The sequence below is a fragment of the Snuella lapsa genome (assembly GCF_039539345.1).
Taxonomy (GTDB): Bacteria; Bacteroidota; Bacteroidia; order Flavobacteriales; family Flavobacteriaceae; genus Snuella; species Snuella lapsa.
This window is the reverse complement of sequence record NZ_BAABCY010000058.1, coordinates 1-24,335: the sequence shown is the minus strand read 5'-3', so window position 1 is coordinate 24,335 and position 24,335 is coordinate 1. Positions and strand designations below refer to the sequence as shown.

The 24,335-nt window shown below is 35.1% G+C and carries 23 protein-coding genes and 1 tRNA gene; 14 read left to right on the top strand and 10 right to left on the bottom strand.

Going from position 1 to position 24,335, the window contains the following annotated elements; translation table 11 throughout:
- Together ABD792_RS10705 and ABD792_RS10700 are read left to right on the top strand one after the other, a co-directional pair.
- Complete coding sequence (locus ABD792_RS10705) at positions 1-1,683, top strand: RagB/SusD family nutrient uptake outer membrane protein (RefSeq protein ID WP_345005997.1); 1,683 nt, start codon at positions 1-3, stop codon at positions 1,681-1,683.
- Between the two features lie 86 nt (positions 1,684-1,769).
- Positions 1,770-3,464 carry a beta-N-acetylhexosaminidase gene (locus tag ABD792_RS10700; RefSeq protein ID WP_345005996.1) on the top strand — a complete coding sequence of 565 codons (1,695 nt, stop codon included), beginning with the start codon at positions 1,770-1,772 and terminating at the stop codon, positions 3,462-3,464.
- Between the two features lie 353 nt (positions 3,465-3,817).
- On the opposite strand, the gene rho is transcribed toward ABD792_RS10700, so the two are convergent.
- A complete protein-coding gene (rho, locus tag ABD792_RS10695; RefSeq protein ID WP_345005995.1) occupies positions 3,818-5,485 on the bottom strand; it encodes a transcription termination factor Rho in 1,668 nt (555 codons plus the stop codon).
- 195 nt (positions 5,486-5,680) lie between these two features.
- Between rho and ABD792_RS10690 the strand changes: the two genes are divergently transcribed.
- Entirely contained in the window at positions 5,681-6,091 is a 411-nt protein-coding gene (locus ABD792_RS10690; RefSeq protein ID WP_345005994.1) for a DUF4293 domain-containing protein, read from the top strand.
- A gap of 85 nt (positions 6,092-6,176) precedes the next feature.
- Here ABD792_RS10690 and ABD792_RS10685 read toward each other — a convergent pair whose 3' ends face one another.
- The gene (locus ABD792_RS10685; RefSeq protein WP_345005993.1) at positions 6,177-6,671 is read right to left on the bottom strand and encodes a metallophosphoesterase family protein; all 495 of its coding nucleotides are present in this window, start codon (positions 6,669-6,671) and stop codon (positions 6,177-6,179) included.
- Positions 6,672-6,775: 104 nt separating this feature from the next.
- Here ABD792_RS10685 and truA point away from each other — a divergent pair, with 104 nt between their 5' ends.
- Positions 6,776-7,525, top strand: coding sequence for a tRNA pseudouridine(38-40) synthase TruA (gene truA, locus ABD792_RS10680; RefSeq protein WP_345005992.1), 750 nt, complete (start codon positions 6,776-6,778; stop codon positions 7,523-7,525).
- 4 nt (positions 7,526-7,529) lie between these two features.
- A complete protein-coding gene (locus tag ABD792_RS10675) occupies positions 7,530-9,302 on the top strand; it encodes an ABC transporter ATP-binding protein (protein ID WP_345005990.1) in 1,773 nt (590 codons plus the stop codon).
- On the opposite strand, the gene cdaA is transcribed toward ABD792_RS10675, so the two are convergent.
- Genes cdaA through folP form a run of 3 tightly spaced genes read right to left on the bottom strand, consistent with a single transcriptional unit; the run spans position 9,299 to position 11,634 of the window.
- Positions 9,299-10,084: a diadenylate cyclase CdaA gene (cdaA, locus tag ABD792_RS10670; protein ID WP_345005989.1), complete on the bottom strand. Its 786-nt coding sequence runs from the start codon at positions 10,082-10,084 to the stop codon at positions 9,299-9,301. The two genes, ABD792_RS10675 and cdaA, sit on opposite strands and share 4 nt — an antisense overlap.
- Before the next feature lie 35 nt (positions 10,085-10,119).
- Entirely contained in the window at positions 10,120-10,791 is a 672-nt protein-coding gene (locus tag ABD792_RS10665; RefSeq protein WP_345005988.1) for a hypothetical protein, read from the bottom strand.
- A gap of 12 nt (positions 10,792-10,803) precedes the next feature.
- On the bottom strand, positions 10,804-11,634 hold the full coding sequence (gene folP / locus ABD792_RS10660) for a dihydropteroate synthase (RefSeq protein ID WP_345005987.1): 831 nt from the start codon (positions 11,632-11,634) through the stop codon (positions 10,804-10,806).
- Positions 11,635-11,796: 162 nt separating this feature from the next.
- Here folP and ABD792_RS10655 point away from each other — a divergent pair, with 162 nt between their 5' ends.
- The 8 genes from ABD792_RS10655 (at position 11,797) to ABD792_RS10620 (ending at position 19,252) form a co-directional block, all read left to right on the top strand.
- Positions 11,797-12,339 carry a DUF1599 domain-containing protein gene (locus ABD792_RS10655; RefSeq protein ID WP_345005986.1) on the top strand — a complete coding sequence of 181 codons (543 nt, stop codon included), beginning with the start codon at positions 11,797-11,799 and terminating at the stop codon, positions 12,337-12,339.
- Between the two features lie 85 nt (positions 12,340-12,424).
- Entirely contained in the window at positions 12,425-13,519 is a 1,095-nt protein-coding gene (locus ABD792_RS10650) for a BT_3928 family protein (RefSeq protein WP_345005985.1), read from the top strand.
- 21 nt (positions 13,520-13,540) lie between these two features.
- The gene (locus ABD792_RS10645; protein ID WP_345005984.1) at positions 13,541-14,614 is read left to right on the top strand and encodes an ABC transporter permease; all 1,074 of its coding nucleotides are present in this window, start codon (positions 13,541-13,543) and stop codon (positions 14,612-14,614) included.
- 5 nt (positions 14,615-14,619) lie between these two features.
- Entirely contained in the window at positions 14,620-15,108 is a 489-nt protein-coding gene (locus ABD792_RS10640; protein WP_345005983.1) for a TlpA family protein disulfide reductase, read from the top strand.
- A complete protein-coding gene (gene tpiA, locus ABD792_RS10635; protein ID WP_345005982.1) occupies positions 15,105-15,854 on the top strand; it encodes a triose-phosphate isomerase in 750 nt (249 codons plus the stop codon). Before ABD792_RS10640 ends, tpiA begins: the two co-directional genes overlap by 4 nt.
- A gap of 36 nt (positions 15,855-15,890) precedes the next feature.
- Positions 15,891-18,029: a S9 family peptidase gene (locus ABD792_RS10630; protein ID WP_345005981.1), complete on the top strand. Its 2,139-nt coding sequence runs from the start codon at positions 15,891-15,893 to the stop codon at positions 18,027-18,029.
- Positions 18,030-18,106: 77 nt separating this feature from the next.
- The gene (prmA, locus tag ABD792_RS10625; RefSeq protein ID WP_345005980.1) at positions 18,107-18,937 is read left to right on the top strand and encodes a 50S ribosomal protein L11 methyltransferase; all 831 of its coding nucleotides are present in this window, start codon (positions 18,107-18,109) and stop codon (positions 18,935-18,937) included.
- Positions 18,938-18,976: 39 nt separating this feature from the next.
- On the top strand, positions 18,977-19,252 hold the full coding sequence (locus tag ABD792_RS10620) for an ATP-dependent Clp protease adaptor ClpS (RefSeq protein WP_345005979.1): 276 nt from the start codon (positions 18,977-18,979) through the stop codon (positions 19,250-19,252).
- Positions 19,253-19,344: 92 nt separating this feature from the next.
- Here ABD792_RS10620 and ABD792_RS10615 read toward each other — a convergent pair whose 3' ends face one another.
- The 5 genes from ABD792_RS10615 to ABD792_RS10595 form a co-directional block, all read right to left on the bottom strand.
- On the bottom strand, positions 19,345-20,757 hold the full coding sequence (locus tag ABD792_RS10615) for an MBL fold metallo-hydrolase (RefSeq protein ID WP_345005978.1): 1,413 nt from the start codon (positions 20,755-20,757) through the stop codon (positions 19,345-19,347).
- A 169-nt stretch (positions 20,758-20,926) separates the two neighbouring features.
- Complete coding sequence (locus tag ABD792_RS10610) at positions 20,927-21,724, bottom strand: sulfite exporter TauE/SafE family protein (RefSeq protein ID WP_345005976.1); 798 nt, start codon at positions 21,722-21,724, stop codon at positions 20,927-20,929.
- Positions 21,725-22,138 carry a DUF6691 family protein gene (locus ABD792_RS10605; protein WP_345005973.1) on the bottom strand — a complete coding sequence of 138 codons (414 nt, stop codon included), beginning with the start codon at positions 22,136-22,138 and terminating at the stop codon, positions 21,725-21,727. It abuts the gene before it with no gap.
- Between the two features lie 59 nt (positions 22,139-22,197).
- The gene (locus ABD792_RS10600; protein WP_345005972.1) at positions 22,198-22,764 is read right to left on the bottom strand and encodes a YeeE/YedE family protein; all 567 of its coding nucleotides are present in this window, start codon (positions 22,762-22,764) and stop codon (positions 22,198-22,200) included.
- A 66-nt stretch (positions 22,765-22,830) separates the two neighbouring features.
- Positions 22,831-23,460, bottom strand: coding sequence for a Crp/Fnr family transcriptional regulator (locus tag ABD792_RS10595; RefSeq protein WP_345005971.1), 630 nt, complete (start codon positions 23,458-23,460; stop codon positions 22,831-22,833).
- 82 nt (positions 23,461-23,542) lie between these two features.
- On the opposite strand from ABD792_RS10595, the gene ABD792_RS10590 reads away from it, so the two are divergent.
- Positions 23,543-23,619 (top strand) — tRNA-Arg (locus ABD792_RS10590).
- Positions 23,620-24,335 lie beyond the last annotated feature (716 nt).

The following is a 24,335-nucleotide window of genomic DNA, read 5'->3' as shown; positions in this document are numbered from 1 at the left end:
ATGAAAAAAATAATTTATTCACTGTTTATCATTCTAGGATTAACAGCATGTGACAAAGATTTCTTGGATAGAACACCCTTGGATCAAATTAGTTCATCGGATGTTTATAATGATGAGGCTTTAGCCCAAGCATATATTAATAACACCATGGGGAGACTTCCTTTTGGAATTCATGGATCTGCTGGTTATGGACAATTTCCTTGTATGTTAGCATCCATTACAGATGAAGCACGGGCCAAAAGTGGCTGGGTTCAAAACAATACGGTAGTCATTAAGGGAGGAATAACGCCTACAAACTCAGGGGGGCTTGGCCTTTGGGATTCCGCTTATAGAACAATCCGGCAAACCAATGAAATTATAGAAGGCATGGAGGCCTCTCCTTTAGGTGATGCATTTAAGGCCAATGCTGTTGCACAGGCCCGTTATATAAGGGCATTCTCTTATTTTGATCTAACCAGACGTTATGGAGATATTCCTCTAATAGCAAAGGTGCAGACCATTGAAGATGATTTGTCTGTTTCCCAAACATCCCGTAGCGAAATTTATGATTTTGTTATAAGTGAATTAAAAGAGATTACTTCATCTTTACCAAATTTATCCGACGTTGGGTCTTCAAAAATAAGTAAACAAGCAGCTATAGCATTAGCTGCTAGAACTGCATTATATGCCGAAAAATGGTCCGAAGCGGCTTCTCTTGCAGACCAGTTAATTACGGGATCAGACAATAATGGTTTGGTGCTTTATGATAATTATAGAGACTTGTTCCTTTCAGAAGGTAATAATGTTGAAACCATTTTTGAAAAACAAACGTTGCCACCATTAGTAGGACAATCTTTTGGATTGTACAACTTCCCTGTAAGATGGAGAAGTGATTGGGGAGGCCAAACAGACCCGACACAGGAACTGGTAGACGATTACGAGATGGATAATGGTCTTTATATCACAGATTTAGGTTCAGGTTATGATGCTTCCAATCCTTATGCGAATAGAGATCCTAGATTCTATGCTTCAATATTTTATCATGGGAGTGAGTTTTCGGAAATAGCTCCTTCAAAAGGTGAGCCTTTTATAGATATGGAATGGAATAATGGTAATGAGGGACCTGGAGATCCTGGTAAGTTTCATGGTGCAGCCTCGATAACAGGTTATTTAGTGAAAAAATTTGCCAACCCGAAAGATGGTTTTAGTCCTCAAAGCGGTAGAAGTGTGAGCAGTTGGCAGGAAATTCGCTATGCAGAAGTATTGTTAATTTATGCAGAGGCAGCCAACGAAGCCGAAGGGCCTATAGCTAAAGTATATAATGCTTTAAATCAAATTCGTCAAAGAGCCGGAATGCCAAATATTCCATCGGGTTTAACAAAAGAGCAAATGAGGGATCGTATTCGTCATGAACGAAAAATTGAACTTGTTTTTGAGAATCATAGATACTGGGACTTACTTCGTTGGGGAATAGCAAAAGATGTTTTAGATGGTTTTGTGCCTCATGGAATTAAAATTGAACGAACTGCAGGAGCACCTTCTAAAGCAGATGAACCGCAGTTATTTGATCCTCAATATTTAACTTATAGTGTTTTTGAAGTTAAGGGTAGAACGCAAACTTTTCCAGAGAGTAATTTTAAATTACCTATTCCACAAAGTGAAATAGATAAAAACCCTAGTTTAAACCAAAATCCAGGGTACTAATAAGTGTTATTGTTAATTATGGAAAGCATCCAAGTAGCAATGTTCTTGGATGCTTTTAAACTATTTGCTATTAAAAAAAAATAAAAATGAAGAATCAATTATTGGCACTCCTATTATTATGTCTTTTAATATTTTCATGCACTAATAAATATGCTGAAGTTATTAATTTAGAAAGTGATTACCAGATAATACCTAAACCAAAATCTCTAGAAATTTTAAAAGGAAAATTTTTAGTTGATGAAAAAACAGAAATTAATTGTGATGAGACCTTAAAAAATGAGGCAGGGTATTTATCTGAAATTTTAGGTTTGGCTATTGGAAAGGAAGTACCAATATATTCAAAAAGAAATAAAGGCAATATAATTTTAAAATTAGATGATAAAGTTTCTAATAATGAAGGTTATGAATTGTTTGTGGAGTATGATAAGGTTGTGATATCCGGAAAATCGCCTACTGGAATTTTTTATGGTATCCAAACCTTAAAACAGTTAATGCCTACAGTAATAGAAAAGAAAGGTGTTTTAGAAGGAGAGCTTACTATACCTGCAATTCATATTGAAGATAGCCCTAGATACAATTATAGAGGAATGCATTTGGATGTGGCACGTCATTTTTTTCCAGTGACCTATATTAAAAAGTATATCGATTTAATCGCCATGCATAAAATGAACACTTTCCATTGGCATTTAACGGAAGATCAGGGGTGGCGAATAGAAATAAAAAAATATCCTAAACTAACCGAAGTTGGGGGCTGGAGGAACGGTACCATCATAGGCCATAGCCCGGGAACAGGTAACGATCAAAAAAAATACGGAGGTTATTATACTCAAGAGGAAGTGAAAGAGGTTGTTGAATATGCGGCAAGTAAACATATTACGGTGATTCCAGAAATTGAAATGCCAGGACATAGTGGAGCAGCTATTGCGGCTTATCCCTATTTAAGTTGTTTTCCTGAAGAACCTACCGATAAAAACTACAGCATGCTATCCGAAAAAAGCAAGGCACTTCAAAAAGCTGGAACTCCTAAGGTGGTATATGAAACCTGGGGCATAATAAAAGATGTGTATTGTGCAGGAAAAGAGGAAACGTTTACGTTCTTAGAAGATGTTTTATCTGAGGTTATGGCGCTATTTCCATCGACATATATTCATATAGGAGGGGACGAATGCCCTAAAGAAAACTGGAAGTGTTGTCCAAAATGCCAACATAGAATAAAGAATCTAAGTTTAAAAGACGAACACGAGCTACAAAGTTATTTTATCCAAAGAATGGAACGTTTTATAAATTCCAAAGGGAAGAAAATTATTGGATGGGATGAAATCCTGGAAGGCGGGTTGGCTCCAAATGCCACAGTGATGTCTTGGAGAGGGGAAAAGGGAGGTATTGAAGCGGCAAAGCAACGTCATAATGTTATTATGACACCTTCGCATTCCTGTTATTTTGACCACTATCAGCACGAAGATAAAGATAATGAACCCTTAGCAATAGGAGGGTTGACCACGGTAAAGGATGTTTATGCCTATAACCCAAGTCCAAGTGAATTAACAGAAGTGGAGCAAAACTATATTTTAGGGGCACAAGGCAATGTATGGACGGAGTATATCGGGACCGAAGATTATTTAGAATATATGGTCTTGCCGAGAATGACCGCTTTGTCTGAAGTTATTTGGACACCCCAAGAATTGCGTGACTGGGATGACTTTAAAAGGCGCTTACCTAATTTAATTGCGCGCTATAAAGCCTTAAATTTTAATTATGCTGGATATGAAGGTGGTTTTTAGCAAAGCCTGGGAGGAAGCACTATCATAAATGCTTTAAATGTTGAAATATAAATCTGATAATGCTCCTTTTGTATAATTCGGTTATCTTGTTTTAAAATGACCTAAAAAGGTAACCGAGACTTTGATTTGACTTTTGTTTTTAAAGTTTAATTTTTAAAACAAAAGATTGTTGTAAAGGTGTCAAGAATGAATAATTTTTTCTTTTTAGGTTAACACAAATCGATATTTAAATTTAATTAGCCTTGCCCCTTAACAATTTTAATCAAACAAGATGTTAAATATGCCCAAAATAAAAAGGCTTACATGTCATTTTAGATATGTAAGCCTTTTTTAAGTATTAAAAAAAGTTTTGTTTAACCGTTCATAGATATTAAAAACTCTTCGTTGTTTCTGGTTTGCTTAAAACGTTCGTTGATAAACTCCATAGCCTCCACAGGGTTCATGTCGGCTAGATACTTGCGCATTACCCACATACGCTGTATAGTGTTGTCGTCAAGTAATAAATCGTCACGACGGGTACTGGAAGAGGTGAGATCGATAGCAGGGAAAATTCGACGATTGGATATTTTTCGATCTAATTGTAATTCCATATTTCCTGTTCCCTTAAACTCTTCAAAGATTACCTCGTCCATTTTAGAACCTGTTTCGGTAAGTGCAGTAGCAATGATAGTTAAGGAACCTCCATTTTCAATATTTCGGGCAGCACCGAAGAAACGTTTAGGTTTGTGAAGTGCATTAGCATCTACACCACCACTTAATATTTTTCCAGAAGCGGGCTGTACGGTATTATAAGCTCTTGCTAAACGTGTAATAGAGTCTAATAAAATAACAACGTCATGTCCGCATTCTACCAAGCGTTTCGCTTTTTCAAGGACAATATTAGCGATTTTTACATGCTCATGAGCTTCTTTGTCAAAAGTTGAAGCAATTACTTCGCCACGTACATTACGCTGCATATCGGTAACTTCTTCTGGACGTTCATCAATTAATAGGATCATTTGGTAAACTTCTGGATGGTTTGCAGCAATTGCATTTGCAACATCCTTTAGTAGCATTGTTTTACCTGTTTTTGGTTGTGATACAATCATGCCACGTTGTCCTTTTCCAATAGGAGAGAACAAATCCATGATTCTTGTAGAAATAGTACTTTGTCTCTCTGCAAGCTTAAATTTTTCCTGAGGGAACAAAGGGGTTAAATGCTCAAAAGACACACGATCCCGTACAACATTTGGGCTCTGGCCATTGATCTTACTAACCTTAATTAACGGAAAATATTTTTCACCTTCCTTAGGGGGTCTAACATGTCCTAAAACCGTATCACCAGTTTTTAGTCCGAATAACCTTATTTGTGACTGAGACACATAAATATCGTCTGGTGATGACAAATAGTTGTAGTCGGATGATCTTAAAAAGCCATAACCATCTTGCATTATGTCTAACACACCTTCACTTTCAATAATAGCATCAAATTCGTAATCTGGTTCTCGATAACGGTTCCTGTTATCTTTGTTGCCATTATCGGTATTACTGTTTTTTTGATTTTTATTTTGATGCTTGGGTTGGTTATGTTCGCGTTTTTGATGTTGCTTTGGTTGCCCTTCTTTAGGCTTTTCACTTTGCTGAGGTTTAGCGTTTTTAACATTATCTGCCTGCTGCTCTTTTTTCTGTTGAGGAGGTTGGGGTGCTTTGGGAGCGACTTTGACCTCTTCTGTTTTCTTTTCAACAGCTTCAGGTTTTTCTTTACGCTTGGCTGGCGTATTTTTTACAGGCTTTTGTACGCGTTGCCTCGGCTTTCTTGGCTCTTTCTTTACGGCCTTTTCTACTTTTTCCGATGTTTTTTCTTTTGGTTGTGTTGGATTAACAGCCTCGGTAACGGCTTTCGGATTAGCCGCTTGTTGATCTAATATTTGGTATACTAAATCCAATTTTTTTAAAGAACGGTATTTGGAAACGTTCAATTTTTTTGCAATCTCCTGTAGTTCAGTGAGTTTTTTTTCTTTTAATTGTGAAATTTCAAACATTGATGTTCAGTTGAATATTTATTTTAAAATATAAATTTTTGAGTTTTCTAAAAAAAATGATTTTAATCTGAAGAATTAACAACCTGTTATTGCGGTTGTTGAGAATTATTACTGCAATTATACAACTTTATTTTAATTTTAACAGCTAATTTTAGAAAAGAAACTGTTATTTTTGCGTTTCAGTTAAAAATATATATGTTACAGCGTAAACAAACCATATATCTTTTGTTGGCAGCTGGTGTGTCGGCAGGCTTGATTTTTGTATTCCAATTATGGGTTACAAAAGAAGGGGTGTCTATTTTCGCTGTAGACAAGATTGCTTACTTAAGTTTGTTCTTGGGTTCGGCTATTTTGTCTTTAATTGCTGTTTTTATGTATAAGAATAGGAAGTCTCAATTTATGTTGGGACGCCTTAACATCATATTAAACTTTATTTTACTAGGATTTTTTGTGTATCAATCTCTAAATTTATCTGGAGAGACGTATGTTTCCGAGAAGGGTATTGGGATGCTTCTTCCTATTATTTCTATCGTGTTGTTGGTACTAGCCAACAAGGCCATTAAGAAGGATGAAGATCTTGTAAAATCAGTAGATCGATTGCGATAAACCTAACATCTTAGTAGTATTAGTGCGTTAAAACCCAAGGCTAAGCTTTGGGTTTTTTAGTTTTATGCGGCAATACCATGGAGGATTAACGTTTGTTGAATTCTATGACTTCCAAATTTTCTATTTTACTGCCGTCGATAGTAAAGCGTAGCATGGTACGTGTTTTATGAAAACCATGTTTTCCCACAGCACCGGGATTCATATGCAATAAATTAAGAGAAGCATCTGGCATAACTTTTAATATGTGCGAGTGCCCACATATAAATAGCCTGGGCGGATTGGCTTTTATGGTTTCTCTAATCCTTGTGTTGTAGGCCTTTGGATAGCCTCCAATATGGGTAATCCATACATCAACATCTTCGCATAAAAAACGGTTGTGTTCGGGAAATTCCAATCGTATTTTAGAATCATCAATGTTCCCATAAACAGCTCTTATTGGTTTAAGGTTCTTTATGGCGTCGGTTACCTTTAAATCACCAATATCGCCAGCATGCCATACTTCATCTACATCTTTTACATATTTTAAAATAGCGTCATCTATGTAACCATGTGTATCGGAGAGAAGTAATATCGTTGTCATAAAGCGTTGTTAGGGCAATCTTTTAATATATAATTAAGAATTATAGGTTAGCAGGAAAGACAAAACTAGCTATCTTTGTCCCTTCACAAAAGTATTAAAATAGATTGAGGTATTTTATTGAACTTTCGTATAATGGCAAAGCCTATCACGGTTGGCAAAATCAGCCCAAATCTATATCGGTTCAGGAAGTCATTGAAAAAGCCTTGACTACTTTGTTAAGAGAAGAAATTGCTATTGTAGGTGCAGGGCGAACAGATGCGGGCGTGCATGCACTTCAAATGTATGCGCATTTTGATACCGAAGTTAGTTTCAATGCAGATCAGTTAATCTATAAGTTAAACTCCTTTTTGCCCAAGGATATTGTTATATACGATGTTTTTGGAGTCAATACAGAAGCCCATGCCCGTTTTGATGCAGTGAGCCGATCTTATTTATATCGAATAACCTTAAGAAAGAATGCTTTTACATTTAATAATACGTTTTATGTAAAACAGAACCTCGATGTTGATAGAATGAACGACGCAGCAAAAATTCTATTCCAATATAGAGATTTTCAATGCTTTTCGAAGAGTAATACCGATGTAAAGACGTATCATTGTGAAATAATGAAAGCTTTATGGTCGTTTAAAGATGACGAACTTCATTTTGAAATAAAGGCAGATAGATTCTTGCGTAATATGGTTAGGGCTATTGTTGGAACATTAATAAATATTGGGATAGGAAAAATTGATGTTGAAGATTTACATGAAATAATAAAGTCCAAGGATAGGGGTAATGCAGGTTTTTCGGTTCCTGGACATGCATTGTATTTAACACAGGTAGAATATCCTAAAGAAATAGTAACTAAAAATTAAGCAGATGAAAAGTAATTCAAAAAAGGAGAATATTTTCGACTTTAAACTGTTTAAACGGCTTTTTGTATACATCAAGCCGTATAAAGGGGTGTTTTTTGGCTTACTTATTTTAGTGATTTTATTGGCGGCTTTTAGTGCAGCAACGCCTTATATAACAAAACATGCTATAGATGATAGTATCGCTAAACATGAAGCCAAGGACTTTTTGCAGTACGTTTTAATTATGCTTGGTGTATTGATTTTACAAACGCTGTTTCAGCTAACATTTATTTTTTATGCAGCTTGGTTGGGACAAAATTTGGTCATGGATGTACGTGTAAAACTCTTTAGGCACCTGTTACGTTTTAAAATGAAATATTATGATAATTCATCAGTAGGTGTATTGATAACAAGGGCAGTAACCGATATGCAGCGTATAGCAGATATTTTTGGAGAAGGCTTGTTCATGATTTTTAGGGATCTTTTAACCATGGTTGTAGTATTTGGTAGTATGGTGTTTATTAACTGGCGATTGAGCTTGATTGTTTTGGCAATGTTGCCTTTATTGCTTTATGCTACAAGGGTTTTTCAAAAATATATGAAAAAAGCCTTTGAGGAAGTTCGAAATGAAGTGTCAAATTTAAATTCTTTTGTTCAAGAGCGTTTAACTGGAATGAAGATATTACAGCTGTTTACACGCGAGGATATAGAATATCAAAAATTTAAATCCATAAACGAGCGTCATAAAAAAGGATGGTTAAAAACAGTTTGGTATAACTCGATATTTTTCCCGTTGGCCGATCTGTCTGCTTCAATAACAATAGGTATGGTGGCTTGGTACGGTGGTTTAAATGTGGTTTTGGAAGGCACGGTGTCTAAAGGGGTTTTAATCGCATTCATTATGTTTATTCCAATGCTATTTAGGCCATTACGCCAAATAGCCGATAAATTCAATACACTGCAAATGGGTATGGTAGCTGCTAATAGAGTGTTTAAAGTGTTGGATACGACTTCGCAGATTGATGATACGGGTACTTATGTAGCTGAGCACTTTAAAGGAGCTATTGCATTTAAAAATGTACACTTTAGTTATGTTAAAGAAGAGCCCGTGCTTAAAGGTGTTTCTTTTAATGTAAAAGCGGGGGATACAGTCGCCATCGTTGGTGCTACTGGAGCTGGAAAATCTACTGTTATTAATTTGTTGAACCGTTTTTACGACATTAACGAAGGAGTCATAGCTATAGATGGGATTAATATTAAAGATGTGACGTTGGCATCGTTAAGAACCCAAATTGCAGTGGTGTTACAAGATGTGTTTTTATTTGCTGATACTATTTTGAATAATATTACCTTAAACCATCCAGAGATTACCGAAGCAGAAGTGCAACAAGCAGCCAAAGATATAGGAATCCATGAGTTTATAATGAGTTTACCCAATGGTTACCATTATAATGTAAAAGAACGCGGTGTTATGTTGTCCTCAGGACAACGTCAGCTAATTTCATTCCTTAGGGCTTATGTAACCAATCCAAGTATTTTGATTTTAGATGAAGCAACATCATCGGTCGATTCGTATTCAGAGCAACTCATCCAGAATGCAACCGATAGAATTACCAAAGGGAGAACATCTATTGTTATTGCGCACCGATTGGCAACTATTAAGAAAGCAGATAAAATTATTGTGATGGACCATGGGGAAATTGTTGAGCAGGGAACACATGAGGAGTTGCTTAAAAAGGATAATGGCTATTATAAAAATTTATACGAAGTACAGTTTTTAAAAGAAGGAGTGGCCTAAACGAGATCGCTTTTTATCATTTTTATTAATTCTTGAGTGTCATTAAAGACAATAAATTCACCATCTTTAAAATAAGAGGTATGGCCTGTTTCTTCACTAACAACCAATGCCAGGGCATCTGTCTTTTCAGTAACACCAATAGCTGCCCTGTGACGTAATCCGAAACGTTGCGGAATACTTTTTTCATTGTTTACCGGTAATATAACACGCGTAGCTTTAACGATGTTGTTACTTACTATAATAGCCCCATCGTGTAAAGGGCTATTTTTAAAAAAAATACTTTCAATGATAGGTTGTGTTACTTTAATGTTCATCTCATCACCAGTAGATGTTAAAAAGTCCAAATTGTTATTGCGTTCAATAACGATTAAAGCCCCTGTTTTAGACATGGCCATTTTGTTACAGGCAGAAACAATGGCGTCTACATCGGTTTTATCGCTGGTTTCAGTTTTTAAAAATTTTAGTTGTTTGAAAAATTTACCACGACGATTAAAGTTTGTTGAGCCAACCATGAGTAGGAACTTGCGTATTTCGGGCTGAAAAACAACGATCAAGGCAATAATTCCCACTTTCATAAATCCACCAAAAATACCAGTAAGTAATTCCATATTAAGGAAATCGGTAAGTCGCCATACTAAATAGATAATAATGATGCCTAAAAAGATATTAATGGCAACAGTGCCCTTTACTAATTTGTAAATATAATACAGGAGTAAGGCTACTAGAATAACATCAATGATGTCTATAATGGTGAATTTTAAAAGGTCGTTAAAGATTTCCAATAAATATGGGTTTTGGTAAATTTATGAAAATATAGCTAATTATATAGAAACTCTTGATTTGATATTTTAAGTAACTTTAAATTGTTTTTTAAAAGTAGGGATTTGTAGCTTATATAGTCCTGAAAAGTCAAGTCTTCATGGAAGTGTAAGTAGATGTTATTTTCAGATATATCTAACAACTTGAGGTTATTTAATAAATCTTCTGCTGTTGTTTTTTTTACCGCAGGCTTATCAGAAGGGTTTATGATAATAATACTTCCGTCATTATTGAAATTAACAGCTATAGCAGCTTTGTTTTCCGTTAAATCTGAATGTTCGGGAAACTCAGGAAAATAGAAAATATTGGTAAACTCAATAAATCCAAGGTTTTTTAAACTAGCATTGTTACAGGTATAGTAGTTTTTGGACTTTTCGTTTTTATGGAATTTAGCATCGCGCTTTTTCTCTTGGAGCAATATAATTTTGGGAATTGCTTGTTTTAAAGTAAGGCGTTTGTCTACATTAACAAGCCAATTGGTTGTGCTAATCAAGTTTTTCCTGTTTAGCTCAACACTGTCTGGCCTTGTTGTGTCATAAAATATATAGGCTGCCGAAACATCAGTTATTTCATTGATTTTAGAATGGTTTATCTCTGGTAATTGAACTACTTTTTCTTCTCCACAGGACCATATAAGTAATAAAGTGGTTACTAAAAGAATATATTTCATAACTTCTAACTTCTAACTTCTAACTTCTAACTTCTCAACTAACTTAATACATTCCACAGCTTCTTTTACGTCATGGACACGTAAAATTGACGCGCCCTTTTGGAGAGCAATTGTATTTAAGACCGAAGTACCATTAAGAGCCTCTTTAGCATCTGTTTCGAGGGCTTTGTAGATCATGGATTTTCTAGAAAGGCCAATTAGTAATGGCTTTTCGACCATATTAAATAGTTCCAAATGGTTTAAGATCTGGTAGTTTTGCTCCAAAGTTTTAGAAAACCCAAAACCAGGATCAACAATAATATCTATAATGCCCATTGCTTTAGTTTGGGCAATACGTTCAGAAAAATAGAATAGAATATCTTTTACAAGATCTTTATAATCCGTATGGGATTGCATTGTTTGCGGAGTCCCTCTCATATGCATCATAATGTAGGGAACCTGTAACGATGCAATAGTAGAAAGCATATTGGCATCTAATTGTCCGGCCGAAATATCGTTAATCAAAGCAGCACCAGAAGCAATACATTGTTTAGCTACTTCACTTCTAAATGTGTCGATAGAAAGCAGGGCATTAGGAAATTCCTTTAAAATTAAATTAACGATGGGGACAATGCGCTGTAATTCTTCTGTTTCACTAACATGATCTGCATTGGGGCGCGAGCTGTAAGCGCCTACGTCAATAAAGGTAGCTCCTTCATTAAGCATACGTTCTACATGCTTTAAAATACCAGGCTCATCTTTATGCATACCACCGTCATAAAAGGAATCTGGTGTAATATTTAAAATGCCCATTACCTTTGGACTAGATAGATCGACGAGTTGTCCTTTGCAATTTATGGTCATAACAAAGTTTTGAACTATTATTTATAAGCATCCAAAGTTAACGTAATTACTGGTATTATTATCTAAAAGAACCTTGGATTTACAGGTTTCAACTTTAAGTTGGATGAAACTTTTGATCTTTAAACTATTTAAGCGAAATTTACGCAAAATTCAATTTTATCTATGCAAGATACTTCAAAACAATACGATGCAGTTATAGACACCTGCAAGAGCCTATTTGTGAAAAAGATGACAGATTACGGAAGCGCCTGGCGAATTTTACGCTTGCCGTCCCTTACCGATCAGATTTTTATCAAAGCCCAACGTATAAGAAGCCTTCAGCAAAATGATGTAAGGAAAGTTGACGAAGGTGAGGTTAGTGAGTTTATAGGTATTATTAATTACTGTATAATGGCCCTCATTCAGTTAGAAAAAGGAGTTGTGGAACAACCCGATTTGACAACCGAGGAAGCAACTAAGCTGTATGAGGAAAAGATCACGATTACAAAGCAGCTTATGGAAAATAAAAATCATGATTATGGAGAAGCCTGGAGGGATATGCGCGTAAGCAGCTTAACCGATTTAATTTTGCAAAAGTTGTTACGTGTTAAACAGATTGAAAACAATGCAGGTAAAACATTGGTAAGCGAGGGTATTGATGCTAACTATCAGGATATGATTAATTATGCTGTTTTTGCAATGATCCATTTAAGTGATGAGAATTAGTTTTATTCCTGTAAGCACAGGATTCATATTAAATAATTTAAATTTCAATTAAAAAGATTCCTGAGAAGTCTGGAATGACAAAATTATGAAAGCATTAGTAACAATAAGTAGAATATTAGTAGGCGTATTATTCATCATTTCAGGTTTAATAAAACTAAATGACCCCTTGGGATTTTCATATAAATTACAAGAGTATTTTAGTGTTGATGTCCTTAATATACCCTTTTTAGAGCCTTATGCCTTAATGATTTCTGTATTGGTCGTGGTTTTTGAGGTTGTTCTTGGTGTGTTCTTGCTTATAGGGTATAAACCAAAGTTTACGGTTTGGAGCTTATTGGGTATGATCGTATTTTTTACATTTTTAACGTTCTATTCTGCTTATTTTGATAAAGTAAAGGATTGTGGTTGTTTTGGAGATGCCTTAAAACTCACACCATGGGAGAGCTTTACTAAAGATGTGGTGTTATTGTTTTTAATACTCATCCTGTTTTATGGGGTTAAGTATGTCCAACCTTTGTTTGGTAGATTGGCAAATACAGTATTGGCATTGTTAAGCTTTGTTTTTAGTTTATGGTTTGGTTACCACGTGCTTATGCATTTGCCTGCGGTAGATTTTAGGGCTTATAAGGTAGGAGCCAACATTCAGGAAGGAATGCGTATACCAGAGGATGCTCCTAAACCTGTTCAGGAATTTTATTGGAAGTTTAATGTTAATGGAGAAGAGAAGATAATTACCACAAATGGAGACTATCCAGATATTGAAGGTGAGTTTGTTAGTGTTGACAGCAAAGTGGTTGAGGAAGGTTACCAGCCATCCATTTATGATTTTTCCATAGAAAGTGAAGACGAAGATTTAACCGAACAGTATTTAAATGAAGATAACTTAATAGTTGTTGTATCTTATAGTTTGGAAAAAATTGAAAGTGACGGTGCAAGGCGTTTAAAAGCACTTCAGGATAAAGCCATTAAACATGGCTATAAAATTATTGGCTTGACTGCCTCTGGAGAAGATGCCAAGCGACGTATTAAAGAAGCTTATAATATAGATTTCGATTTTTATTTATGCGATGAAAAAGCGCTTAAAACGGTAGTGCGTTCCAATCCTGGTATTTTAGAATTGGATAAAGGAACTATTAAGCAAAAAGTGCATTGGAACGATGTAGACGATTTAAAGTTTTAGCCATAAATTAACAGACTACTATTGAGCTATATACTTAATAAAATAACTTATGCTTTACTCACATTAATTGGGGTAATTACTGTTATATTCTTTTTGTTTAATGTGCTTCCTGGTGATCCAGCGCAAATGATGCTCGGACAAAATGAAGATAGTGAGCAGCTAGCTACCATTAAAAAAAAATACGGTTTTGATAAGCCACTAAAAACACAGTACTTATATTATTTAAATGATTTATCTCCTGTTTCATTCCATTCGCAAAACAGTGAAGATTATACTTTTTTAAGTAAGGGTAAATACATTGCTTTCCAATTGTTTTCTGTAGGAACGGTAACAGTTGTTGTGAAGTATCCCTATTTAAGGGAATCGTTTACCAAACAAGGGAAAAAAGTGAGTCAGGTACTGGCAGAAACATTACCAAATACTTTTGTTTTAGCATTTACAGCTATTGTTATTGCGTTGTTTTTAGGAATAATTTTGGGGGTAATATCTGCACTTTACAAAGATCATTGGCTTGATAAAACCATACAAATATTTAGTACGTTTGGTATGAGTGTGCCTTCATTTTTTAGTGCTATTTTGTTTGCGTGGTTTTTTGGTTACATATTACATGAGTATACAAATTTGGAAATGACGGGAAGTTTGTATGAACTTGATGATTTTGGAGAAGCCATGCACATACGATGGAAGAATTTAATACTTCCGTCCATAGTACTGGGAATCCGTCCATTGGCTGTAGTAATACAGTTAATGCGTAATTCTCTATTAGAAGTATTCAATCAAGATTACATACGTACAGCGAGAGCTAAAGGCTTAAGTGAATTTCAAATAATTAAACACCATGCGGTAAAAAATGCTCTGAACCCAGTGGTAACAGCCATTTCCGGGTGGTTTGCATCCATGTTGGCTGGGGCTGTATTTGTAGAGTATGTTTTTGGGTGGAACGGACTAGGGAAAGAAATTGTCAATGCATTAAATACTTTAGATTTACCCGTAATTATGGGTTCCGTGCTTATTATTGCCTTATTGTTTATTATTATTAATATTTTTGTGGACTTAATTTATGTCTGGTTAGACCCTAAAGTAAAATTGCAGTGACCTTTATGAAAAAGATATGTTACACTTTTGTTTTATTGATTAGTTTTTTTAATTGCACAAATAGTGAGCCAACACAGTTTTCGGAAGCAGCTTTAAATGATGTTTTTGAGACACTTGACGGCGATCAAATTACTTTAAGAGGGATTTTAGAAAAGAATAAGGATAATACTATATTAATCGATGTGTGGGCCTCATGGTGCAGCGATTGTATTAAGAGCATGCCCGATTTAAGAACAATCCAGGAAAGATATAAAGACATAGCCTATGTATTCCTGTCATTGGATAGGGGGCAAGAAGCTTGGAAAAAAGGAATCGAGAAATATAATGTAAAAGGAGAGCACTACTATATGTTATCGGGTAGAGAAGGGACTTTTGGAGAATTTGCCAACTTGTCATGGATTCCTAGATACATGGTTGTAGATAAAAAAGGACGTATTAAATTATTTAATGCCATAAAACCAAACGATAAAAGAATTAAAGTATTATTAAAATGAGAAAACAAATTGTAGCAGGAAACTGGAAGATGAACAATGATTTATCACAAACAGAATCATTGATTGAAGCATTAAAGGCTAAGGAGAAAACTTCAAATGCAGAAGTAATGGTAGCACCTACTTTTACTAATTTACACCAAGCAAATAAGGCTTTAAAAGAATCTAATATAGAGGTAATTGCACAAAATATGCACTTTGCAGAAAATGGAGCCTATACTGGAGAAATTAGTGCATCCATGCTTAAAAGTATTGGTGTGGAAACAGTAATATTGGGACATAGTGAGCGTCGTGCGTATTTTAATGAAACAGACGAACTACTTGCTAAAAAAGTAGATGCAGCTTTAGCAAATAACATGCGTGTTATATTCTGTTTTGGGGAAGAGCTAGCTGATAGAAAATCAGGGAACCATGAAGCCGTTGTGGAAAGTCAGATTAAAAATGCCTTATTCCATTTAAAAGCAGAGGCATTTAAAAGTATTGTATTAGCATACGAGCCAGTATGGGCTATTGGTACAGGAGAAACGGCAAGTCCTGAACAAGCACAAGATATGCATGCATTTATAAGAAAAACGTTGGCAGACACATACGGTAACGAGGTTGCAGATGAGGTGACTATTCTCTATGGAGGAAGTGTGAAACCTAATAATGCCCAGGAGATATTCTCTAAAGCAGATGTTGATGGTGGGTTAATAGGAGGTGCTTCATTAAATGCAGATGATTTCTTTGCTATAGTGAACGCTATCTAAGCTATTTAGCACTAAAATATAAAATTACAAGTTGTAATGAAGTATAATGCAATAGGCCTATTAATTGCCTTAATTGTTGTACCCTGTTTTGGACAGAAAGAATTAAGTAGTGATGCTTATAAGGAAGCCACAAGGTTTTTAGGACATAATACCTATAAGCTAGTAGACAATGCTTATGTTTCTCCAAACTGGTTGGAAGATGGACGTTTTTGGTATCGCGTTACGGAAAATAATGAAACCAATTACGTTATGGTAGATCCTAAGAAGAAGTCGAAAAAATCAGCGGAAACATTACGGGAATTATTGGCGTCCAATACTATTAATGAAGTTAATAGGAAAACGGCTCGTAACGAAGTTGTTTCTCCAGATGGTACAAAATCTGTTTTCATAAAAGATTGGAATTTGTGGATGCGCCATATCAACACAGATGAGGAAATACAATTAACAACCGATGGTATTGAGAACTTTGGTTATGCTACCGATAATGCTGGCTGGAGAAAAAGCGATAAGCCTATTGTATTATGGTCTCCAGACTCTAAAAAGATCGCCACGTTTCAACAGGATCAGCGTCATGTAAGTGATATGTATTTGGTTAAGACAACTGTTGGCGAACCAGAATTAGAGTCATGGAAATATCCCTTGCCATCCGATGAGAAAATAATACAAATCCATCGTGTTATTATCAATGTAGATGAGCCTAAAATAATTAGATTAAACATACCTTCTGATCCCCGTAGAGGTACTTTATGTGATGATATTTCGTGTTCAGGAAGTTTTGATGATAACGACTGGAGCTCAGATAGTAGTACATTGGCCTTTGTGTCGACTTCAAGAGATCATAAAGTTGAAAAGTTCAGGATAGCCAATGCGCAGACTGGTGAGGTTCGTGAGGTGTTTTCCGAAATTGTAGATACCCAGTACGAATCAGGACAAGGCACGATCAATTGGCATTATTTGCCTAGCAGCAATGAAATTATATGGTATTCAGAACGAGACAACTGGGGGCACTTATATTTGTATGATGCTACAACGGGAGCTTTAAAGCATCAAATAACCAAAGGTGATTTTGTGGTTACACAATTGCTTAGAGTAGATGAAGAGCAACGTAAACTGTATTTTTTGGCTCAAGGAAAGGAAGCGGGACAAGATCCTTATTTTGCCTATTTTTATAGTGTTGATTTTAGTGGTAAGAATCTGGAATTACTAACACCAGAAAATGGAAACCATAATATTTCATTAGCACCAAATGGCAGTTATTTTGTCGATAATTTTTCGCAACCCAATGTGCCAAATGTTGCAGTATTGCGCAGCAATAAGGGTAAATTAATCAAAACACTCGAGACTCAGGATATTTCAAGATTAGAAGCAATGGGATGGAAACCTCCTAAGCCAATAAAAGTGAAATCTAGGGATGGCCGTTGGGACTGTTACGGATTAATGTTTACCCCTACGTACTTAGATACGCAAAAGCAATATCCTGTTGTAAATTATATTTACCCTGGACCACAAGGCGGAGGAGTAGGTAAGCGAAACTTCTATCCTTCTCGTGGAGATCATCAGGCATTGGCAGAACTAGGTTTTATTGTTGTTGTAATAGATGGCACAAACAATCCGGGACGCTCTAAGGCATTTCATGATGCGAATTATGGTAGCCTTTCCGATAATACATTGTTGGATCAAATTGTTGGGATAAAACAATTAGCTCAAAAATATCCTTATATGGATTTAGAACGAGTTGGTATATGGGGGCACTCTGGAGGGGGAAACGCAACAACAACAGCTCTTTTATTATATCCCGATTTTTATAAAGTAGGCGTATCACAATCGGGTAACCACGATAATCGTAATTATGAAGATGATTGGGGAGAACGTTATATTGGCCTAATGAAAGGTGATAATTATAAAGAACAGGCTAATCAATATTATGTCGATAACTTAAAAGGGAAACTACTAATAGCTCATGGCAATATGGATGATAATGTACCCCCATATAATACATATTTAGTGGTAGAAGCCTTAATAAAGGCTAATAAGGATTTCGACTTGCTTATTTTTCCTAATCAAAGGCATGGTTATGGGGCAGATACGTATTATATGACCCGTCGCCGTTGGGATTATTTTGTGAAGCATTTAATGGGGGCAATACCTCCAAAAGAGTTTAAAATAGTTAGATAAAAAAACTATAGCACCTTTTTTGATTTGGGTAATTTTAAGTTGAAAAGGTATAATCATAAATTAATATTTAGAGTATTATGAGTGTTTACATTGGTTATGAATTTAAGGTTACGCCTTTACAACCAGGAACAGAAATATTGATTGCCGAGTTAGGTTATGCAGGTTTTGAAAGTTTTGTGGAAACAGAAGAAGGGCTTACAGCCTACATTCAAAAAGAAGAATGGAACGATGCAATATTAAATGATATTCAAATATTAAACTCTTCAGAATTTACTATAGAGTATAATTTTAATGAAATTGAACAGGTAAACTGGAATTCCGAATGGGAAAAGAATTTTACCCCCATTATGGTAGACGGTATATGTTCTGTACGGGCGCCTTTTCATGAAAGCGTAGCTGTACAATACGATATAGTAATAGAACCGAAAATGAGTTTTGGTACAGGACATCACGAAACCACGCATATGATGATACAGCATATTTTAAAAAACGATTTTACGAATAAATCGGTTTTAGATATGGGATGTGGCACAGGGGTTTTAGCTATTTTGACCGAAAAAAGAGGAGCTACTTCAGTAGATGCAGTAGATTATGATAACTGGTGTTATTTAAATAGCGTGGAAAATGTAGAGCGTAATAGCTGCAAACATATTACCGTTATTGAAGGTGATGCATCAGTGTTAAAAGGTAAAAAGTACGATATCATTATTGCTAATATAAACCGTAATATCCTATTAAGTGATATGAGCGCTTATGTTGCATGTTTAAATAAAAATGGGCTGTTATTTTTAAGTGGGTTTTATGATGATGATATTCCAGTGATTAAAGAAGCTTGCGAAGCTCATTTGTTAAAATTTGAAGAAAAATTGCAAAGGAATAATTGGGTTGCATTAAAATTTTTAAATTAGCATAAAATAAGAAACTGTTTGATAATCAATTAGATTGCTATGAGTACGAGAGAAGAGTTATTAGAGGAGTTATTGTTGGAAGAAGAAGTAGTGACCCAAAATGAGATTGTTTTGTATAATGATGATGTCAATACTTTCGATCATGTTATTGAAACGCTTATGTCTGTTTGTGATCACACGGCAGAACAAGCCGAACAATGTTCGATTATTGTGCATTATAAAGGCAAATGTATAGTTAAGACAGGTGTTTACGACGATTTAAAACCACGATGTTCTATGTTATTGGATGCTGGATTAAGTGCTGAGATTGTATAAGGAAAAGTAGTTAAAGCATATAAAATTTAAAAACGCCTCCTCATTGATTTATGAGGAGGCGTTTAGTTTTGAATTGCTATTAATCATAAGGGTTATAATGTACTTGGGCATACATAGTTGGTTGTAGGCAAATCTGTTTTTTTAATAGCGGCAAACCCACCTGCAATATCTATTAAATTATTAAAGCCCCTGGCTTTTAGTATAGATGCTGCTATTACAGAACGATAACCACCAGCGCAATGTAAATAATAGGTCTTGTGCTTATCTATAGTGTTCATGTTATCGTTTATATAATCTAGTGCTAGGTGCTGTACATTGTTGCCTTTTAAATGCTCTGATTTGTATTCACCATCTTTTCTAACGTCAAGAGTATTTACGGCATCACCTTTAAAATGCTCAGCAAAAGTTTCAGCAGGAATGGACTGTATGGTCTCAATGTCTCTTCCCGATGCTTTCCATGCATCAATGCCTCCTTTTAAATACCCCAGAGTATTGTCGTAACCAACACGGGATAAACGTGTAACCGTTTCTTTTTCTTTTCCTTCAGGAGTAACCAATAAAATGGGCTGTTTTAAATCGGTAATTAAAGCACCTACCCATGGAGCAAAGGCACCGTTAATACCTATAAAGATAGCATTGGGTATGTGCCCTTTTACAAAGTCCTTTTCTGTTCTAACATCTAAGACCAATGCACTTTCCTGATTGGCAATAGCTTCGAATTCTTCAGGAGCTAAGGCTACATCACCTCTTTGCAAAACAGTATCAAAGGAATCGTAACCAACCTTATTCATCATCGCATTTTTAGCAAAATATTGAGGTGGGGGAGCGATACCACTAAGAACTTCTTCAACAAATTCTTCTTTGGTCATATTGGCACGTAGTGCATAATTAGTTTGCTTTTGTTCCCCTAGAATTCCCACGGTTTCTTTACTTAAGTTTTTTCCACAGGCCGATCCAGCACCATGTGCTGGGTATACAATAACATTATCAGGTAATGGTATAATTTTATTGCGTAAGGAATCGTAAAGCATACCTGCCAAATCTTCTTTAGTGAGATCCGATTTTATGGCGAGATCTGGACGACCAACATCACCTAAAAACAGTGTGTCTCCAGAAAAAATAGCATGATCTTTTCCATTTTCATCGATTAATAAATACGTAGCAGATTCTAATGTGTGACCAGGAGTGTGTAATACTTTTATCGTAACGTTTCCCAATTTAAATTCTTCGTTATCTTTAGCGATATATGCTTCGTAGTTAGTTTCAGCTCCAGGGCCAAAAATAATAGTAGCCCCAGTTTTTTTTGCTAAATCTACATGTCCCGATACAAAATCGGCATGAAAATGGGTTTCAAAAATGTATTTAATTCTAGCTTTTTCACTAGCAGCTTTGTCTATGTATTGTTGTGTTTCCCGTAATGGGTCTATAATGGCTACTTCACCATTGGATTCTATATAATAAGCGCCTTGTGCTAAGCAGCCTGTATATATTTGTTCTATTTTCATTGTGTTATATGCGTTGTTTTAAAGTTTTAATATGTCTGTTACCTGTCTTTATGCTTTTGCGAAAACTAGATAATTATAAGGCGTATAATCCCTTTAAGGGCGGTTAGACAATTAAAATTAGAGTTAAAGGTACGAAACCTCAAAAGTTCCTTGTGTTACTTTTGTAACATTACGAAATATAAAGTTCTTTATAAATGATATATATGGCCATGATTAGGGTAAAAAAACCAAAGCCTTTTTTTAGTTTTTTGCTACTAATAAATTTAGAAAGAGAAACACCTATTATAATGCCGACAATAGACATTAAAGTAAATAAAAGTAAAAACCCCCATTCTATTTGTAGCGTTTGAATGTCTCCTGTAAAGCCAATTAAGGAATTAATAGAAACTATAATTAAAGAGGTGCCAACAGCTTTTTTCATTGGGATGTTGGCCCATAGTACTAAGGCAGGTACATAAAGAAAACCACCACCGGCACCAATAATTCCAGTAATTGTACCAATGGTTAGGCCTTGGACGAATGTTTTTGAATAATGTTGTTTCTTTTCGGTTTTTTCGGTATTCTTTTTGTTTTTAATCATCGAATAAGATGCTAAAAGCATAATAATGGCAAAAAATACCATAATGACCATCTCTTTGGTTAGTTCGAAACCTTCTAATTGTAATAAAACATCTGGAATGTTAGGAACTAAATACCTGCGCGATAAATAAACAGCCATAAAGGATGGAAACGAAAAGGCCAATCCAGTTTTAAAGTCTACCAAACCTTTTTTGTGCTTTTGAAAAGTTCCTACCAACGAGGTGAATCCAACTACAAATAGGGAGTAAGCTGTTGCAGTTATGGGGTTGTAGTTTAATAGGTAAACCAATAAAGGAACCGTAAGAATCGAACCTCCACCACCAATAAGTCCCAAAACAAGACCAACTACAAGAGCTCCAGCATAACCTAATAGATGAATTGTGTCCATTTAATGTGGTAGTTTGTCTTTTAAAACACCGTAAATAAACGTACCTAAAATAGCTGCTAGAATAACGATAACCATGCTGTAAACTCCTGTGCCCAACAAAATATACATTGGTCCAGGGCAAGCCCCTATTAATGCCCATCCCAGACCAAAAATACTACCTCCAATAATATATCTAGAAAGCCCTTTTTCTTTTTTGGGGACAAAAATGTCAGTTCCTTTAAGGTTCTTAATAAAGCCTTTTTTGGAAATTTGAAGAAACAAGATGCCAGTAGCTATGGCTGTACCTATTATACCGTACATATGAAAGGATTGAAACCTAAACATTTCATATATGCGATACCATGATACAGCTTCAGATTTAACTAATACGATACCAAAAAAGATGCCTACAAGTAAAAATTTAAAATATTTCATTCGTCGTTTTTTATGGATTAATGCCTGCTGTATTATTAAATTGATAAAAAAGCATCTTGTTATGATGTTTTAAAAATGTATGGCAAAATAAAGTTTGCCATGATAAGACCTCCAATAAAAAAGCCAATTACAGCTATAAGCGAAGGCTTTTGTAAACTACTAAGACCAGTAATGGCATGTCCAGAAGTGCAACCTGCAGCGTAGCGTGTCCCAAAGCCTACAAGTAGGCCTCCAACGATTAAAAGCAGTAGCCCCTTTGCTGAACTTAAGGCTTCTAAGCCATACATTTCACTCGGAACTAATGTTGCTCCAGAATTCTTGAACCCCATTTCTTTAAGTTCGGTAATGGTTTGCGGATTTAAATTGGTTATAGTGTCGTTAGATAAAAGTTGTACGGCTATAAAGCCTCCAATTATAGCTCCCACAACAACTGTTAGATTCCACGATTGTTCTTTCCAGCTGGTTTTAAAAAAACGGCTATATTTATCTGCACCCATAATGGTGCATAATGTTTTTAAATTGGACGACATACCAAAAGTTTTTCCGAAGTAAAGCAGTAAAGCCATAACAACAGAAATTAATGGGCCTGATACATACCACGGCCAAGGGTTTAAAATAGATTCCATGTTTTAGTGTTTAGTGCAAAGTTAGATTGCTTAATAACTTTGCTTTGTAATAATTGTTACTTAAGATTATAAAATTTCAATTTTATTCCTGCTCAATTTGATCTTTTTGTCATTTTCTAACTGTTTAAGAAGTCTGGAAATAACAACCCGAGAGGTATGCAAATCTTCAGCAATATCCAGGTGTTTAACTATAATAGTATTAGAGCCATGAAGCTTGGATTTTTCTTTTAAGTGCTTATATAGCCGCTCATCCATTTTCATAAAGGCAAGGTTGTCGATAGTTTCCAACATTTCGGTAAACCGTGTTTGGTAGCTTTCCAATATAAAATTTCTCCAACTACTATTATTGTCGAGCCAGTCTTGCATTTTTTGAACGGGGATCATTATTAAAGTAGAGTCTTTTTCTGCTACGGCCCTTATTTTACTTTTTGTAGTTCCCATGCAACAGGTAAGTGACATGGTACATGTTTCCCCAGCTTCCAGAAAATAAATTAGGAGCTCGTTGCCTTTTTTGTCTTCTCTAAGTATTTTTATATTGCCATCAAGTAAAAGGGGGATGTGCGTTAAAGGTTGATCTATATCTATTATGATATCGTTTTTTAAATACTTTTTAAAAGTACCTGTTTCAAAAATTTCAGCAATAAGGTTTTTATCTAAGATATAGTCAAACCTTTCTTTTAAGAGTTCTATTTTCATATTCAAAAATAAAGAAATATAAATTTTAAATAAAATTTGGTAGTCTTTTAATAAAAGCATTATATTTGCAGCCACTAAAAAAGGCCTCGTGGCGCAACTGAATAGCGCATCTGATTACGGCTCAGAAGGTTGCAGGTTTGAATCCTGCCGAGGTCACCAAGGGTAAAACCCAATTCATACAAAAACCTTGCAAAATCATTGATTTGCAAGGTTTCGTTGTTTTTGGACCATAAGTAAGATTTGAATTGATATGATTCCAATTATGGATAATTGGTGTTTAATCTAAATGACGATTAAACAATAAATAACTATCGTTTGTCTCTATAATTAATAGCTTTGATGTTCCCCTCATTATCAACCACGTGGGTTTCCTTACCAGGAATAATATCCGTGTTGGAATCAGACAATTTTTAAAACCTATAGATCCGCTATAAATAGAATTTATCTCGAACAGAATGCCCATTTGAAGAAGCAAAATATATTCCAGTAAAATGTAATCAACTGTGAAATTGTGAATAAAATCTTTTTATTTTTTAAGAAAATACTTATATATTTATAATGTAAATAGCTGTTTACATGAACCTTATTGAGAGAAGCTATAATCATTACGATTGTTGCTATTAAGGTGATTAATTAGGGTTAACATTGTTGGTTGATGTTAACCCTTTTTAGTTTATTGTAATTTGTGGCGATTATGGGCCTTTCTAAATTATTATATCTTTTAGCATCCAATAAATAGCTATGATATTATACAAACACTCTTTGGAAGGTCGTATGGAGGCTGTTTTAGGGCAGGCTACAAAGTCAGGGCAATTTCATTTAAAACCAAGAACTTTTTCTCTGTATTCTCTATCAAGAAGAGCATTAAGGCGTTT